Source organism: Morococcus cerebrosus (assembly GCF_022749515.1).
Classification (GTDB): Bacteria; Pseudomonadota; Gammaproteobacteria; order Burkholderiales; family Neisseriaceae; genus Neisseria; species Neisseria cerebrosa.
Window position 1 is genome coordinate 1,421,829 of the sequence record NZ_CP094242.1, and the last position, 16,496, is coordinate 1,438,324.

The 16,496-nt window shown below is 48.0% G+C and carries 15 protein-coding genes and 2 pseudogenes; 6 read left to right on the top strand and 11 right to left on the bottom strand.

Translation table 11 applies throughout. The features are described from left to right. Positions 1-193: 193 nt before the first annotated feature. The 3 genes from MON37_RS06610 to MON37_RS06620 all read right to left on the bottom strand — a co-directional run bounded on the left by MON37_RS06610 (position 194) and on the right by MON37_RS06620 (position 2,007). A complete protein-coding gene (locus tag MON37_RS06610; RefSeq protein ID WP_019270561.1) occupies positions 194-490 on the bottom strand; it encodes a chaperone modulator CbpM in 297 nt (98 codons plus the stop codon). Positions 491-505: 15 nt separating this feature from the next. Further along, the gene (locus MON37_RS06615) at positions 506-1,465 is read right to left on the bottom strand and encodes a DnaJ C-terminal domain-containing protein (protein WP_039409986.1); all 960 of its coding nucleotides are present in this window, start codon (positions 1,463-1,465) and stop codon (positions 506-508) included. Between the two features lie 146 nt (positions 1,466-1,611). After that, entirely contained in the window at positions 1,612-2,007 is a 396-nt protein-coding gene (locus MON37_RS06620) for a hypothetical protein (protein WP_039409989.1), read from the bottom strand. A 216-nt stretch (positions 2,008-2,223) separates the two neighbouring features. Here MON37_RS06620 and corA point away from each other — a divergent pair, with 216 nt between their 5' ends. The 3 genes from corA to MON37_RS06635 all read left to right on the top strand — a co-directional run bounded on the left by corA (position 2,224) and on the right by MON37_RS06635 (position 4,623). Further along, the gene (gene corA / locus MON37_RS06625; RefSeq protein ID WP_372338591.1) at positions 2,224-3,300 is read left to right on the top strand and encodes a magnesium/cobalt transporter CorA; all 1,077 of its coding nucleotides are present in this window, start codon (positions 2,224-2,226) and stop codon (positions 3,298-3,300) included. 129 nt (positions 3,301-3,429) lie between these two features. Continuing rightward, on the top strand, positions 3,430-3,912 hold the full coding sequence (locus MON37_RS06630) for an acyl-CoA thioesterase (RefSeq protein WP_003755401.1): 483 nt from the start codon (positions 3,430-3,432) through the stop codon (positions 3,910-3,912). Positions 3,913-4,254: 342 nt separating this feature from the next. Continuing rightward, positions 4,255-4,623, top strand: coding sequence for a DUF5339 family protein (locus MON37_RS06635; protein WP_039409993.1), 369 nt, complete (start codon positions 4,255-4,257; stop codon positions 4,621-4,623). Positions 4,624-4,885: 262 nt separating this feature from the next. On the opposite strand, the gene MON37_RS12465 is transcribed toward MON37_RS06635, so the two are convergent. From MON37_RS12465 to uvrA, 4 genes and pseudogenes are all read right to left on the bottom strand, one after another. After that, positions 4,886-5,077, bottom strand: a complete 192-nt coding sequence (locus tag MON37_RS12465) for a hypothetical protein (protein ID WP_423227268.1) — start codon at positions 5,075-5,077, stop codon at positions 4,886-4,888. Between the two features lie 280 nt (positions 5,078-5,357). Next, complete coding sequence (locus MON37_RS06645) at positions 5,358-6,185, bottom strand: DUF4435 domain-containing protein (RefSeq protein WP_039409996.1); 828 nt, start codon at positions 6,183-6,185, stop codon at positions 5,358-5,360. A 15-nt stretch (positions 6,186-6,200) separates the two neighbouring features. Beyond that, positions 6,201-7,475 (bottom strand): AAA family ATPase, encoded by a 1,275-nt coding sequence (locus MON37_RS06650; RefSeq protein WP_039409998.1) that lies wholly within the window; start codon positions 7,473-7,475, stop codon positions 6,201-6,203. Between the two features lie 71 nt (positions 7,476-7,546). Beyond that, positions 7,547-10,419: pseudogene (gene uvrA / locus MON37_RS06655) on the bottom strand (excinuclease ABC subunit UvrA). A 218-nt stretch (positions 10,420-10,637) separates the two neighbouring features. On the opposite strand from uvrA, the gene MON37_RS06660 reads away from it, so the two are divergent. Then, on the top strand, positions 10,638-11,402 hold the full coding sequence (locus tag MON37_RS06660) for a phosphatidylserine decarboxylase (protein ID WP_039410001.1): 765 nt from the start codon (positions 10,638-10,640) through the stop codon (positions 11,400-11,402). Positions 11,403-11,507: 105 nt separating this feature from the next. On the opposite strand, the gene MON37_RS06665 is transcribed toward MON37_RS06660, so the two are convergent. Together MON37_RS06665 and MON37_RS06670 are read right to left on the bottom strand one after the other, a co-directional pair. Next, complete coding sequence (locus MON37_RS06665; RefSeq protein ID WP_372338590.1) at positions 11,508-11,810, bottom strand: NF038104 family lipoprotein; 303 nt, start codon at positions 11,808-11,810, stop codon at positions 11,508-11,510. Between the two features lie 8 nt (positions 11,811-11,818). After that, the gene (locus MON37_RS06670) at positions 11,819-12,157 is read right to left on the bottom strand and encodes a hypothetical protein (RefSeq protein WP_039410007.1); all 339 of its coding nucleotides are present in this window, start codon (positions 12,155-12,157) and stop codon (positions 11,819-11,821) included. 145 nt (positions 12,158-12,302) lie between these two features. Between MON37_RS06670 and MON37_RS06675 the strand changes: the two genes are divergently transcribed. Together MON37_RS06675 and MON37_RS06680 are read left to right on the top strand one after the other, a co-directional pair. Continuing rightward, complete coding sequence (locus MON37_RS06675) at positions 12,303-13,484, top strand: aspartate aminotransferase family protein (protein WP_039410009.1); 1,182 nt, start codon at positions 12,303-12,305, stop codon at positions 13,482-13,484. Positions 13,485-13,735: 251 nt separating this feature from the next. Further along, positions 13,736-14,671, top strand: a complete 936-nt coding sequence (locus tag MON37_RS06680; RefSeq protein WP_039410011.1) for a dihydroorotate oxidase — start codon at positions 13,736-13,738, stop codon at positions 14,669-14,671. A gap of 255 nt (positions 14,672-14,926) precedes the next feature. Here MON37_RS06680 and ygiD read toward each other — a convergent pair whose 3' ends face one another. Together ygiD and MON37_RS06690 are read right to left on the bottom strand one after the other, a co-directional pair. Next, positions 14,927-15,712: a 4,5-DOPA-extradiol-dioxygenase gene (gene ygiD, locus MON37_RS06685; RefSeq protein WP_039410012.1), complete on the bottom strand. Its 786-nt coding sequence runs from the start codon at positions 15,710-15,712 to the stop codon at positions 14,927-14,929. Between the two features lie 402 nt (positions 15,713-16,114). Further along, positions 16,115-16,489, bottom strand: a pseudogene (locus MON37_RS06690) (transposase); the annotation flags it as partial. Between the last annotated feature and the right edge of the window lie 7 nt (positions 16,490-16,496).

Below are 16,496 nucleotides of genomic sequence, written 5' to 3' on the forward strand. Positions count from 1 at the left end.
AGGTGGGAATTCATCAAATCCAGCAAATAAACAGACGGCAAAACGTCGATGCTGATTGTATTGGGAGTTTTCAGATAAAGCCCAAGCTAAACTTTTATTTATCCCAAACCCTTGTTACCTGACTATACTTAAAAAGGTCGTCTGAAAACCTGTTTCGTTTTCAGACGACCTTTCTTCACATATAACAACGCCCTTATTGTCCTTCTTCTTCCAGCAACACCGACGGCCGCTGCGCTTTCCGCAACTCTTCCACTTCGTCCAAAAGCCGCATAATCAAGCCCAACGCCGGGATGCCGGCTTCAAAATCACGGCTCAAACGCTGTGCGCGGCGGATACGTGCAAGGTGGAAACCGCTGAACGTAGTTTGTTCGGGCTTGCCGCCTATGCTGATGATGTCTTCCTCGATGAGTTCCAACAGCCAATCGCGGCGGCAATGGCTGACAGCAATGATTTCTTCAAAAGTCAATGTGATGTCGGTGGATTGCGTCATGGTTTATCCTTTCTTTCATGCGTGTTTCGCAGCGAAATGTTCTGCCAGTTTCTCCCATGCGGCACGGTCGGCTTCACTTTCTGCAACAGGGACATTGATGCGGATATTCAAGTATAGGTCTCCCGCCTCTTTCGCCGGAATGCCCTTGCCTTTAAGGCGGATGGTTTTGCCGCTCTGAGTGTTGGCAGGCAGATTGACCTGTAAGCGGCCGGATGCGGTAGGAACGATGATTTTGCCGCCCAATACCGCCTCCCACGGTTTGACGTCTATCGTCTGATATACGTCTTTTCTGTTTTTGACGTACAAGTCCGGCCGGTCGTGGAACTTGATTTTCAAGTACAAATCCCCGTTCGCTCCGCCGTTGCTGCCCGGCAGCCCTTGCCCTGTCAGACGGATTTGCTGGCCTTCGGCGATGCCTTTGGGAATTTTGACGTTGAGGGTTTTGCTTTGGTAAGCCATACGGCCATATTCGTCCAAAGTCGGCACATTCAAAGTCAGACTGCGTTCCGCACCGGTATAGGCTGCGTAAATATCAATGCTCAATTCGGCGTGTTGGTCTTCTCCCTTGACAGGGCCGCGCGGCTGCTCGGGTCGGGAGCCGGCGTGGCGGAACGATGAAAACAAGTCTTCAAAATTAAAGTCGCCCGCGCCGAACGGTTCCCCTTCCCGATACTCATAACGGAAACCTCCGCCGTCGAAACCGTTGCCGAACGGGTTTCCGCCTTGTCCGAACGGATTGCCCCCTGCGTTGCGGCCATAAGGGTTTGCCAACATTTCATCATACTCGGTACGTTTCTCCTTGTCGGAAAGCGTCTCGTAAGCACGGTTGATTTCCGCCGTACGCTCAACGGCATCCGGCTCTTTGCTCACATCAGGATGGTATTTGCGCACCAGCTTACGGTAGGCTTTTTTAATAGCGGCTTCATCCACATCTTTAGCGACGCCCAATATTTCATAATAATTTTTTTCTGCCATGTTATTCCTTTGATTAATAATACACAAAATTTTTATTGATTTTATAGTTAAGGGCAATCGCTCTAAAATCAAGCCCGACGGAAATAAAAAACGCCGTTTCGGCAAACGGCGTTTTGACAGATTGATTTGATGCTTGACCAACCGAATTATTGGACATTACGCGATTTTTTCCATTTAAATGCATATCCGGCAACGACAGGCAGCAAAGCCAGAAAAGACTTGAAAATCCAGCCTGCGTACCAAGGTTTCGCAACTACAATCGCACCCGTCTCAGAATTCGGCACAACAATATCTTTGACGGCGAGCCAATCCAACATCGGCCACCAGCAAACGACAAGGCATCCCAAAAAAACAGGCCAAATATTACGCTCCCAGCCTTTCTGCCAAAAGCGGAAACATACTGCCGCCCAAACCAAAGTCAGCCCCGTGATCAATATCACCGTATAAGCATCCGCCCCGCAATATGCGGCCAAAAAATACGTCAAGACCACCCATAAAACAGCCAGCACCAAAACAATGATTTCTTCAGGACGTTTAAACATTCTTACAGCTCCAAAAACTTTTCCCGCAAAGGAAACAACCGTGTACCAACAGACGACACTATACCCGAAACAACATACTTTGAATATGCGCCGCCTTTCACTTTTCAGGCGACCTCGGTGTCTGCCCTACTCTGTTACAATGCTAATAATTTAAAACCAAGGTCGTCTGAAAAAACATTCCGTTTTCAGACGACCTTCAGACATACCTTTTCAATCATGATGAACACACCACCCGCTCCCGAGACAATACCCGCAGAAATCCCGCAAGACCAAACTGTCCCGCGCAGCAATACCGACAACGCGCCGCGTTCCGCCATCCACCAGACGCTTTATTCCGCCGATACGTTTGCCCAGCACGATTATCTCGCGGGTAAAAAACTGCCCGACATCGTCCGTCCGCAAGCGGGGCAGACCAACTGGCTGCATTTCGTCGGCATCAACGACGCCGCGCTGCTCAAACACACGCTGGAGCCTTACGGCATACACGAACTGGTCATCGAAGACATCCTCAGCCGCAAACAGCGCCCCAAAATCGAAGACTACGACAATTATCTGTTTATCGCCGCGCAGGTTTACCACTACACCGCCGCCGGCAAACTGAATTCCGACCAAGTGTATCTGATTATCGGCAAGGATTTCGTGTTGTCGTTCCAGCAAAAACCGCTGGGGCTGTTCAGCCAGCTGCGCCGCCAAATGAGCGAAAACCCGCGCGGCATCCTCGGCAAAAATACCGCCTTCCTCGCCTATTGCCTGCTCGACCGCATTGTGGACGACTATTTCATCGTTTTGGAAGAGTACAACAACCGTGTCGAAGCCATAGACAAATCCCTGTTTAAAGATGAAAACAGCGACATCCTCGGCAAAATCCACCGCCTCAAGCGCGATGCCGTCCGCCTTCGCCGCACGCTCTTGCCTTTACGCGACGTGTTCTATCAACTTGCCGTGCGCGTCGATTTCACCATTTTCAAAGGCGAGTCCACCGTCTATCTGCGCGACGTTTACGACCACAACATGCAGCTTCTCGAATCGCTCGACGCCTCGCGCGACATGGTGTTGAGCATGATGGACATCTACCTTTCCTTCCAATCCAACCGCATGAACCAGCAGATGCGCGTCCTGACCGTCATCACCATCATCTTCATGCCGCTGACCGTCATTACCGGCATCTACGGCATGAACTTCGACAACATGCCCGAGTTGCATTGGCATTACGGCTATTTTATCGTTTTAGGTTTGATGCTGTGCATCATCGTCGGGCTGCTGATTTTCTTCTCGCGCAGAAAATGGTTATAAACCCATAAAAAAATCCAATTTCCGTATATTCATATATTAAATACAATCGGCAAGGTCGTCTGAAAACCATCCCAACCACTGAACGGCCGCCCGTCTAACACAAACATTCATTTTTAAAAGAGGAACACCATGGACCAAACCCGCCAACTCCCTTCACACGAACTCATCATGTCCGAACTGATGATGCCGGACACCGCCAATTTCAGCGGCAACGTCCACGGCGGCGAACTTTTGCGCCTGCTCGACCAAGTCGCTTATTCCTGCGCCAGCCGTTACAGCGGTAATTATTGCGTTACCCTGTCTGTCGATAAAGTCTTGTTTAAAGAGCCGATACACGTCGGCGACTTGGTAACTTTCTACGCCAGCGTCAACTACACAGGCCGAACTTCTATGGAAATCGGCATCCGTGTCGAAGCGCAAAACATCCGCACCGGCGAAGTGCGCCATACCAATAGTTGCTACTTCACCATGGTTGCGGTTGAAGACGGCAAACCCGTTCCCGTCCCGCCGTTGGAAATCACCACCGAGCGCCAACGCTGCCGCTATGAAAAAGCCAAAAAACGCAAAGCCTTGAGCCTCCAGGCATCGGACGAGGCTTCCTGCGGATGCTGAAAACAGACGGATAAAACGGATTGCAAGACAAAGGTCGTCTGAAAACCAAGGTTCAGGTTTTCAGACGACCTTTTCTTTCATTATTGAACAAGAAAAATAATGTAACCATTAAAACGCCAAATAAAACAAAGTTGCTATTTAAATAATTTTAGATCTTTTCGTATAAATTCAATTAAGAAACACTATTTAATAACGGTATTTATTAAATAAAATCCCTTTTTTTTATATGCCAAAAATATATTTAATTACATGATTTAAAAAAAAAAGAATAACTATACTTGACACACTACTCAAATAATTTAATATATCGTTTCTTTTAACCAAAATTCAAAAGAGAGACTCATGAAAACATCAGTTTTATTGGCAACTCTGCTAACCGCACTGTCCTTGTCCGCATGTGGAGGCAGCTCTTCTTCTGCTGTTTGCGACGAATACGAAAAAGCCTTTGCCGACATTACTAAAGGTGTTGATGCAGGCACAAAAGACCTGATGCAAAAATCATTTGAGCAAACTAAAGCAGCCTTAAAAGATATGCCTGCCGACCAAAGAGACGCTACCTGTAAAGCAGCTTTGGATGGATTGAAAGGCGATGCCCCTGCCGCTTCTCCTGAAGATAAAGCCGAAGAAGCAAAAGAAGCTGCTGAAGAAGCGAAAGACACTGCGGAAGAAGCCAAAGATGAGGCTGCGGCAGCTAAAGAAGAAGCTAAATAATACGAGACATCTTATAGCGAAAACGGATTCCGACTACTCAGAATCCGTTTTTTATTTATGCCTTCCAATCTGCAATTTGCTTTCAGACGACCTCAAAGGTCGCCTGAAACATTCAAAACGGCAAACCGTCAATTAGATGACCACGTTCGTGCCGCCGCTGTTTGCTGGCAGACAGGTTTTCGGCACGAGGGAAATGTGCGGAGAATTTGGTTTTAATCAGCCGCCAGCGCAGGGAATAATCCGCATCGTCGGGCGGCAGCGTCTAAATGGCGTGAATATGGTTCGGCAGCACGCATACGGCGACGGTTTCAAAGGGATATTGTTTTTGCACATCCATATAGGCCGCACGCAATAGGTCGATATGTTCGACAAGCAGGCGCGATTTTGGGTCGGCGAGTTTGACGGTGAAAAAGAATGTGCCGCCGGCAATGAAGTTTCTGCGATAACGCGCCATAGGATTGTTGTTTGTGGTTTGGGTGTTGGAGAAGGAACGGTTTGTTGTTTAAGGTTTTAACTTTGTTGGAGCTGATGTTTTCAGACGGCATTGGAGGTCGTCTGAAAGCGCTAGCTTCAACGAAGTTAAAAGTTAAAACGGCGAACCGTCAATCAACCCACCGCGTGCGTGCGTACCGCACACACCCTACACGTTGGTTTTAAAGTTCCGTGTGATTCACAGGTAGGGTGTGTGGCGCAGCCACGCACGCGGTGAGTGTGTAAACTACGGCATGCTATGGCTAATTAAGTAATTGATTTATCCGGTTACAAATATTCATATAGTAATTTTTTCTTATTTCATCATCTAAAAGAGTGTATTTTAAAAGACCGCATGCCTGAGAAAATAAATTATCAGATGGCAAAGACTTAATATCACCTAAATTTTTAATAAATACTAACAATGCACTCTGTAAAAAATGTCCACGTAGCCATCGTATAAAGTCATCTAAAGAAGGCTCTATATGCTCTTTTATTTTAATCTCATTTTCTAAATTTAATATTTCATTTTTAATAAAATCAATATTAAATTTAAAGTTGTTTTGCTTCATAAGAAATTTAGAGCAATTATCTCCTAAAACTTTTTTACTGCAACCTTCTGTTACGCAAAAATAATCAAATTCCCATAAATATAATAAATTTTCAAACAAGTAATTATAAAAAAATTCTATATTTTCCTCACAACTTTCATTATTTCGACAATTGCTTTTTATCAATTCTGCGATTGCATCCTTATTAAAGATACAGTTTTCTATAGAGTACCCATAAGTATAAATTACTCTATCATTATATTTAGCTTTACTACTCAATACTATATAATCAGCATCCCTTGCTACTAGAATGGTATTCCCAAGTTCAAATTTAATGATTTTCTCTATTTTATTATCTAGCTCAGCACAACCACCAACTGGTTCAAAATAATACGTAAACTTAACTTTATTTAACTTAAATATAGTATCCCAAAAATATTTATCATCCTCATCCTCAACATAGATAATAAAATCTGTCTCATGAAACTTACTTAATACATTAACAGCATCTCTAGAGTATTCTAAAAATCTACTATCCATTATTTAGCTCCTATTTTATTCCATAGGAAACAATGATTTTTTTATTTGAATGATATTATCATTATATTTCCCTGCAATTTCTGGTGAGTGTGTTGCAACAATAACTTGAGCATTTGGATTTATCCTTCTTACTGCAGGTAAAATTTCCCTTTGCCATTCTATATGCAAGGATAATTCAGGTTCATCTGCCAGGAAAATAAAACTTTCTTTATTTTGCAAAAGAGCTTCCGTAAGAAGAATTAATAATTGCTTTTCCCCAGAAGATAATTTATCTATCGGATATCCCTTACCATCAATTTCAAGGTCTCCTGACTTAGAAAAAATAAAATTCTTATCCATAAATCTTTTTAATTCAGATAAATACAGATCTAGCTGCTTAAATAGTTCGTCTGTATTTTTTTCAGCTAATAAGGATAGTTCTATGATTTTTTCTATTCGATTTTGTACATGAAGAGCATAGAAATCAATTTCTACACTATCTCGACCTTTATTGATATTGAGTTGTTCTTTTAGTTTCTCCATAGAATTAATATGATTTGTAATTTTATTTTCTACTTCCTTCGAGACTAACCCGAGTCTGCTATATGCATTCGATAAATTTTCTTTTTGTTGATTGGAATCAAATTTATTAATAAAATCAATGCTCCAACTACGCTTCTGATCCTTGTCAAGCAAAGATAAAAGGACGTCCTTTTGTAGCTGTGCAGAAATCTCCCTTGCTTGGGATGATAACTGCAATTGATATCTAGTTAATTTCTCTAATAAATTATTTAATCGTTCATCCACAGGAGAAAAAAAGTATCTATCCCTTTTATCGCGATATTCTCTATGGTCAAAATCATATTCATAGTTATTTCTATACACTGACAAAGAAGACACTGATACAAATTCTTGAAATTCATTTTTTAGTTGATCATAACTATCTTTCATTTTTCTCCGAAGAGAAAGAGGATACATACGTAAAGAGTCGTTTGTTATGATTGGTAGTTCAATAGAATTTTTATTAGAAATCTGATACTTAACAATAGGCGCGCTATGAAAATCTTCTATTTTGGTAATTTTCACTGTTTTGCGGCTATTTTTGTTATTCAATTTAATAATTACATTAGAAAATGTAATTTCTGCTAGCTTATCAATATCGATTGTCAAAACAGCATGAAGGAGATTCATGAATGTAGTTTTACCAGATCCATTTTTTCCAATTAAAATATTGACTTCTTCATCAAACTTCATATCAACATGATAATTTTCCCAGAAATTATCTATAGTTATATTGCTAATTTTATACATAAATATATATCCTTTGAAATAATTTATACAGTCAACCTGTTTGCTGTTATTTAGTAATGTAACGTTTAACCTTATAGTAACATTTCCTTCAAATACTTCCCAGTATAACTCCCCTTAACCTTCGCCACTTCTTCAGGGCTACCTGAAGCAATAATCATACCCCCCCATCGCCACCTTCCGGCCCTAAGTCCACAATCCAATCTGCGGTTTTAATCACATCAAGATTATGTTCGATAATCACAATCGAGTTGCCTTTGCCTTTCAGACGACCTATCACTTCCAGCAGCAGGGCGATGTCGGCGAAGTGCAGGCCGGTGGTGGGTTCGTCGAGGATGTAGAGTGTTCTGCCGGTGTCGCGTTTGGAGAGTTCCAAGGCGAGTTTGACGCGCTGGGCTTCGCCGCCGGAGAGGGTGGTGGCGGACTGGCCGAGGCGGATGTAGCCGAGGCCTACGTCCATCAGGGTTTGCAGTTTGCGCGATACGGTGGGGACGGCGTCGAAGAATTCGCGGGCTTCTTCGACGGTCATGTCGAGGACTTGGCTGATGTTTTTGCCTTTGTATTGGATTTCGAGCGTTTCGCGGTTGTAGCGTTTGCCGTGGCAGACTTCGCAGGGGACGTACACGTCGGGCAGGAAGTGCATTTCGACTTTAATCACGCCGTCGCCTTGGCAGGCTTCGCAGCGGCCGCCTTTGACGTTGAAGGAGAATCTGCCGACGTTGTAGCCGCGTTCGCGCGAGAGGGGGACGCCGGCAAAGAGTTCGCGGATGGGGGTGAACAGGCCGGTGTAGGTGGCGGGATTGGAGCGCGGGGTGCGGCCGATGGGGGATTGGTCGACGTTGATGACTTTGTCGAGGTGTTCGAGGCCGTGGATGTTGTCGTATGGGGCGGGTTCTTCTTGGGCGCGGTTGAGTTCGCGGGCGGTGATTTTGGCGAGGGTGTCGTTAATCAGGGTGGATTTGCCGCTGCCGGATACGCCGGTGATGCAGGTAATCAAACCGAGCGGCAGTTCGAGGGTAACGTTTTTGAGGTTGTTGCCGCGCGCGCCTTTGAGGACGAGCATTCGGTCGGGATTGACGGGCGTGCGTTCAGATGGCACGGCAATGGATTTTTTGCCGCTGAGGTATTGTCCGGTAACGGATTTTTCGCATTTGGCGACGTTTTCGGGCGTGTCGGCAATTAGTACGTTGCCGCCGTGTTCGCCCGCGCCGGGGCCCATATCGACGACGAAATCAGCTTCGCGGATGGCGTCTTCGTCGTGTTCGACCACAATCACGCTGTTGCCCAAATCGCGCAGGCGTTTGAGGGTGGCGAGCAGGCGGTCGTTGTCGCGCTGGTGCAGGCCGATGGAGGGTTCGTCCAAAACGTACATCACGCCGGTCAGGCCGCTGCCGATTTGGCTGGCGAGGCGGATGCGCTGGGCTTCGCCGCCGGAGAGGGTTTCGGCGGAACGGGAGAGATTCAGGTAATCCAGCCCGACGTTAATCAGGAAGCCGAGCCGCTCGGTGATTTCTTTGAGGATTTTTTCGGCGATTTGTTTTTTGTTGCCGTCCAAATCCAGCGTTTCGAAAAATTGGTGGGTTTTGGTCAGCGGCCAGGCGGAGACTTCGTGCAACGGTTCGCCGCTGACGTAAACGTAGCGGGCTTCTTTGCGCAAACGTGCGCCGCCGCAGCTTGGGCAGGCGCGGTGGTTTTGATATTCGCGCAGTTTTTCGCGCACGGTTTCGCTGTCGGTTTCGCGGTAACGGCGTTCGAGATTGGGAATGATGCCTTCGAAGGCATGGCTGCGGTTGAAGGTGGTACCGCGTTCGGACAGGTAAGTGAAATCAATGACTTCTTTGCCCGAGCCGTGCAGGATGACTTTTTTCACTTTTTCAGGTAGCGTTTCCCAAGCAGCCTGCACATCGAAACCGTAATGCCGCGCCAGTGATTGAATCATTTGGAAATAGAACTGGTTGCGCTTGTCCCAGCCGTCAATCGCGCCTGTTGCCAGCGACAATTCGGGATGGGCGACCACTTTTTCGGGATCGAAGAAATTGGTGTTGCCCAAGCCGTCACAAGTCGGGCAGGAGCCCATCGGGTTGTTGAACGAAAAGAGGCGCGGCTCCAATTCGGGCAGGCTGTACGAACACACGGGGCAGGCGAAACGCGCGGAAAACCAATGCTCTTCGCCGCTGTCCATTTCCATCGCCAGCGCGCGCTCGTTGCCGTGGCGCAGCGCGGTTTCAAAACTTTCCGCCAGCCGCTGCTTGATGTCTGCCTTCACTTTCACACGGTCGATGACCACGTCGATATTGTGTTTGATGTTTTTTTCCAGCTTCGGCACTTCGTCCAACTGATAGACCTCGCCGTCCACGCGTACCCGCGCAAAACCCTGCGCCTGCAAGTCGGCAAAGAAATCGACAAATTCGCCTTTACGCTCGCGCACCGCCGGCGCCAGAATCATCACGCGCGTGTCTTCAGGCAGCTTCAACACGGCATCAACCATCTGCGATACGGTCTGGCTCGACAGCGGCAGCTTGTGTTCGGGGCAATACGGCGTGCCGACGCGGGCGTACAAAAGGCGCAGGTAATCGTGGATTTCCGTAACCGTGCCGACGGTGGAACGCGGGTTGTGGCTGGTGGATTTCTGCTCGATGGAAATCGCGGGCGATAAGCCTTCGATCAAATCGACATCGGGCTTGTCCATCATCTGCAAAAACTGCCGCGCATAGGCGGACAGGCTCTCGACATAACGCCGCTGCCCTTCGGCATACAGCGTGTCAAACGCCAGCGACGACTTGCCGCTACCCGACAGCCCCGTCACCACCACCAACTTGTGGCGCGGAATGTCCAAATCGACGTTTTTCAAATTATGCGTACGCGCGCCGCGGATGCGGATGGTGTCGTTGTCGCGGGCTTCTAAGTGGGGAGTTTTGCTGTCGTTTTGATGATGGTGGTTGCACATGGTCGGACTGTCTTAAGCGGCTAAAATAAAACGGCTATTGTAACACTTTTCGCTTGGGTTTCAGATTGCGAGAGGTCGTCTGAAAAGCTGGGGAGCGGATTTTCAGACGACCTTCTTTCGCATTCTGTCCAAAAAACGGGCGCAACCGCTAAAAGCGTATCGGATTCCGTTATAATGGCGGCGATTTGAATAAAATTTGCATAGAAAAGGATTGACTTATGAACCGTCTGTACCCCCACCCGATTATCGCCCGCGAGGGCTGGCCGTTTATCGGCGGCGGTTTGGTATTGAGTTTACTGGTGTCTGCCTGCTGCGGCTGGTGGTCGCTGCCGTTTTGGATTTTCACCGTATTTGCCCTGCAATTTTTCCGTGACCCCGCCCGCGAAATTCCGCAAGATCCCGAAGCGATTTTAAGCCCCGTTGACGGACGCATCGTCGTCGTCGAGCGCGCGCGCGATCCTTACCGTGATACCGAAGCGTTGAAAATCAGCGTGTTCATGAACGTCTTTAATGTCCACTCGCAAAAATCGCCTGCCGACTGCACCGTAACCGCCGTCGAATACAATAAAGGCAAATTCCTCAATGCCGATTTGGACAAAGCCAGTACCGAAAACGAACGCAACGCCGTACTGGCGACCACTGCGTCAGGTCGCGAAATCACCTTCGTCCAAGTTGCAGGCCTAGTTGCCCGCCGTATTTTGTGTTACACCAAAGTGGGTGAAAAATTGACCCGCGGCGAACGCTACGGCTTTATCCGCTTCGGTTCGCGCGTCGATATGTACCTGCCGGTTGACGCGCAGGCACAAGTTGCCATCGGCGACAAAGTAACCGGCGTGCGCACTGTTTTGGCGCGCCTGCCGCTCCAAGCCCCTGAAGCTGCCGCGCCGACTAAAACTACAAGCGCTGCCGAAGTTGCTCAATCCGAAATCGAAGCGGCTGCCGATAAAGTCCGCAATGCCGCTAAGCAGGCTTTAAAGGATTAACCTTCCCACAAACAAAAAGGTCGTCTGCAAATGAGTCGAGCGGGTCGCGCTCAAACCTTTCAGACGACCTTTTTATATGGCTGCAAGGACAAAAGACATCCGTCCCTACCATCCCCTGTCCGAATATCCTGAATCTTGCGGAACAGAGTAACCGCCCTCTTCCGATGCAGGCGGATAAGAACCCGGATACACACCGTCGTCTGAAACAGGACGGCGTTTTTTGCTTTTATCCTTTTCTCTGTCTTTCTTTTTGTCCCTGTCGGGAATGGCGGCATCAATGACTGCGCCCGTACCTTTGACGACAACCTTGCCCGCCGTCATGACGGTCGTTGCCGCCAAATCGACTGCCGCCCCGACGACGCAGCCGTTCAGCGCCAGGCAGACCAAAGGCAGAAGCAAGGTTTTCATCTTTATTTTCATGAATGCGAACATCCGCAATGACCGTCATGCCCGCCATTGCAGCCCGCCGCATGTTCATGCCACGCGTCATCGTCGCCTTCAAACTCTTCCATTTCGTCAAACTCACCGTTTTCGACCAATTCGACCAACTCTTCCAAACTTTGCGCCCCTTCTACCCAAAAACACGGAATATCGGGTGGCGTATCGGGAGCCAGCAGGGCTGCATCGCCCTCGTGCCAAGCTATCCAATAGCCGTTGGCCGTTTGAACAAATTGCGCGCCGGGATGAATGGTTTCGCCTTCGGTGCCAACCAGCATACGCTCGGCAATTTCAGTCTGATAAGGCAGGATGTTCATAATCTTCTTTCTACGGTCGGTAAAATCCATATTGTAGTCGAAATTTCTACTCTCATTGCGTCCCGCCCATTCCTGCTTGAAGCTTTGTTTCAGGCGGCGCATAATCCCCGCTTATTTTCAATAAATCCACTGCAAAGGAAATCGGATGCAAAACTACCTGACCCCCAATTTTTCATTTGCCCCCATGATTCCCGAACGCGCCCTCGGCAGCCGCGTCTGGGATACCGAAGGCCGTGAATACATCGACTTGTCGGGCGGTATCGCGGTCAACGCGTTGGGACATTGCCATCCCGATTTGGTTGCCGCGCTGGCGGAGCAGTCGCAAAAATTGTGGCACATTTCTAATATCTACACCACCAAACCCGCACAGGAATTGGCGCAAAAGCTGGTAGAGCATACCTTCGCCGACAAAGTATTCTTTTGCAATTCCGGCGCGGAAGCCAACGAAGCCGCGCTGAAACTGGCGCGCAAATACGGTCGCGATCATTTTGGCGGACACAAAACCGAAATCATCTCCTGCCTAAATAGCTTCCACGGCCGCACGCTGTTTACCGTCTCAGTCGGCGGTCAGCCCAAATACAGCAAAGACTATGCGCCGCTGCCGCAAGGCATTACCCATGTTCCGTTCAACGATATTGCCGCATTGGAAGCTGCCATCAACGAAAACACTTGCGCCGTAATCATCGAGCCGATTCAAGGCGAAAGCGGCATCCTGCCCGCGACGCAGGAATATCTGCAAGCCGCGCGCCGTTTGTGCGACGAACACGGCGCATTGCTGATTTTGGACGAAGTGCAAACCGGTATGGGGCATACGGGCAAACTGTTTGCCTACGAGCATTACGGTATTACGCCCGACATCATCAGTTCCGCCAAAGCATTGGGGGGCGGCTTCCCTATCGGCGCGATTCTGACCACTGACAAAATCGCGCCGACCTTCGGGCCGGGGACGCACGGTTCGACTTTCGGCGGCAATCCGATGGCGTGCGCCGTTGGTAGTCGTGCGTTCGACATTATCAACGCGCCGGAAACCTTAGCTCATGTTGAAAAACAAGGACAAAAATTTCAGACGACCCTGCGGGAGTTGGGCGAGAAAACCGGTGCGTTTAAAGAAGTACGCGGTATGGGTCTGCTCATCGGCTGCGTACTGGCGGACGAATACAAAGGCCGAGCTTCGGAAATCACCGCTGCCGCTTTGAAACACGGCCTGATGGTATTGGTTGCCGGAGCCGACGTCGTACGTTTTGCACCTAGTCTGCTGCTGAATGATGAAGATATGGCAGAAGGGCTGAAACGCTTGGAGGCTGCATTAACTGAATGGATAGCCTGATTTAAGAAATTATGAACCAAGGCTTTCTTGGTGATTTCAAAAATTTTTCAATCACCATGGCTTATTTACATTAAAGGTCGTCTGAAGACAAACAAAACAGGTTTTCAGACGACCTTTTTTGCACCTTTCCTTCATCATATAAAACAACATTTCCCTACATTGTCTGTCATTTGATGTTTGTTAAAAATTTTGCCGACTATTCGTGTTACGCTTCGCAAACAAATTGATTTTTCAAGGGAAAGGAGCAGGATATGCCGTCATTGAGAACGCAAATCGCCGGTTTTTCTTTTGACAACTGTCTGATGAACGCCGCAGGCGTGGCGTGTATGACCGTAGAAGAATTGGAAGAAGTCAGGCAATCCGCCGCGGGCAGCTTCGTCACCAAAACGGCGACGCTGGAAGCGCGGGCGGGCAATCCAGAGCCGCGTTACCGCGATGTACCGCTGGGCAGTATCAATTCCATGGGTTTGCCGAATCAAGGCATTGATTACTATCTGGATTATTTGCTGAGCCTTCAAGAATCGCAGCCCGAACGGACATTTTTCCTCTCGCTGGTCGGTATGTCGCCCGATGAAACACACACGCTGTTGAAAAAAGTGCAAAACAGCGGTTTTAAAGGCATTACCGAACTCAACCTTTCCTGCCCGAACGTCCCCGGCAAGCCGCAAATCGCCTACGACTTTGAAACGACCGAGCGGATTTTGGGCGAAGCCTTCGGCTACTTCGACAAGCCTTTAGGCATCAAACTGCCGCCGTATTTCGACATCGTCCATTTCGACCAAGCGGCGGAAGTGTTCAACCGCCATCCGCTGAAATTCGTCAACTGCGTCAATTCCATCGGCAACGGCATGTATATCGAAGACGAATCCGTTGTGATCCGACCTAAAAACGGCTTTGGAGGCATAGGCGGCGAATACATCAAACCGACCGCGCTTGCCAACGTCCACGCGTTCTACCAAAGATTGAATCCGTCCATCCAAATCATCGGTACAGGCGGCGTTTATACCGGTCGCGATGCGTTCGAACATATCTTGTGCGGCGCAAGCATGGTGCAAATCGGTACGGCGCTGCATCAGCAAGGTGTCGAAGTTTTCGAACGCGTTTCGCTTGGCTTGAAAGCCATCATGGTACAAAAAGGCTACGAGACGCTCGAAGACTTCAAAGGCAAACTGAAATATCTGGGGTAAGTCTGCTCGGATGAAGGGGAAAAGGTCGTCTGAAAACCTGAATCGGGCTTTCAGACGACCTTAGTATTTACGCATTCAGAAATACTCTTCATCTCCCGAACCCGGGTAACTTGCCAAACAACCATTTTCTTTACATGCAAAGCTTTTCTGCGCTTTTTGATTGACATCCCATTCCCAAGAACGGTAAGCGGATCAACACCATCTACGAAAGCGGAACGAACCAATAAGAATCTTTTTCGCTGCCATATTTTTCTTTTACCCCACTAAAAGCGAAGTCATACTGAGCGAACCTGCGACAAGGTTGTCGTTGAAAAACGTAATGGCATCATCCGGTTCGCGCAATGCCATGATGCAAAGAAAAGGCAGATAATGTTCCGGCGTCGGCACGGAGAGCATCGCCTTTTCGCCCAGCCGTTCGTAATGAATCAAAGTGTCGTCATCCCGCTCAACAATCGCCTGATTGACCGCTTCGCGGAACGCAAACGCCCAATCATAACCCGCGCCGATTTGATTGATATGCGCCCTGCTCATCACGCTCAGATTATGGATAATATTGCCGCTGCCGATAATCAACACACCCTGTTCGCGCAAGGCGGATAATTTTTTCGCCAAATTGAAATGCCATTCCGCCGATTGCGAACGGTTCAGGCTGAGTTGTACCACAGGAATATCAGCATCAGGATACAGAAATTTCAACACCGCCCACGCACCATGATCAAAACCGCGTGTCGGGTTCAGTCCGACATTTTCCGGCTGCAATAACGAGCGCACCTGCTCCGCCAATTCGGGCGAACCGGGCGCCGGATACTGAACTTGGCTCAGCTCTTCAGGAAATCCGTAAAAATCGTAAATCATTTCAGGATGTTCGCCCGATGTAACCTGCAAACGGCTGCTGTACCAATGCGCTGAAATCATCAAAATCGCTTTGGGTTTGGCAAACTTTTGCGTAATCAGGCTGAGATTTTGGTTGAACGGATTTTCCTTATCCAACACATTCATCGGACTACCATGCCCAACAAACAATACAGGCATTTTTTTCATCATTGCCTCCTTAAAATATTTGATGAGGCGGATTGTACGGATAAATGATTAAGCAATAAATCTCAATTTATGAACAATATAATTTCCCAATAGGAAATGATGAAGTATTCTTTGGCTTTGCTGCAAAGTTAAAAAGAGGTCCGAAGATTCGGATTTCAATAGCAATACCTAAATCAATCTAACAAATCTGCCTAAAAGCACTTAATTCTATGACTGATAACTCAACGCCAGAATATTATTTTTTAATAGCAAATTGAGACCTTTGCAAAAAAGCCTTTCCCCCAACAGCCGAAACCCAAACACAGGTTTTCGTCTATTTCCGCCCCTAATTGCTCCTGATTTTACCCAAATGCCCCCTTAATCCTCCCCGGATACCTGATAATCAGGCATCCGGGCCGCCTTTTAGGCGGCAACAGACACACTTAGCCTGTTAGCCGCTTTCAACAGGTTCAAACACATCGCATTCAGATGGCTTTGCGCACTCACTTTGAGCAAACCAAAATAGGCTGCCTGGGCGTAGCGGAATTTACGGTGCAGCGTACCAAAGCTTTGTTCGACCGCATAACGGGTCTTCGACAAATAGCGGTTACGTTTGGTTTGCGCTTCCGTCAGCGGACGGTTGCGGTGGGCTTTGCGCATAATGCCGTCCAGCAACTGATGCTCTTTTAGATGTTGCCGGTTTTCCTTACTGTCATAGCCTTTATCGGCATAGACGGTCGTACCTTCGGCAATGCCTTCCAACAAAGGCAACAGGTGGTTGCACTCATGTGTATTGGCCCCAAGC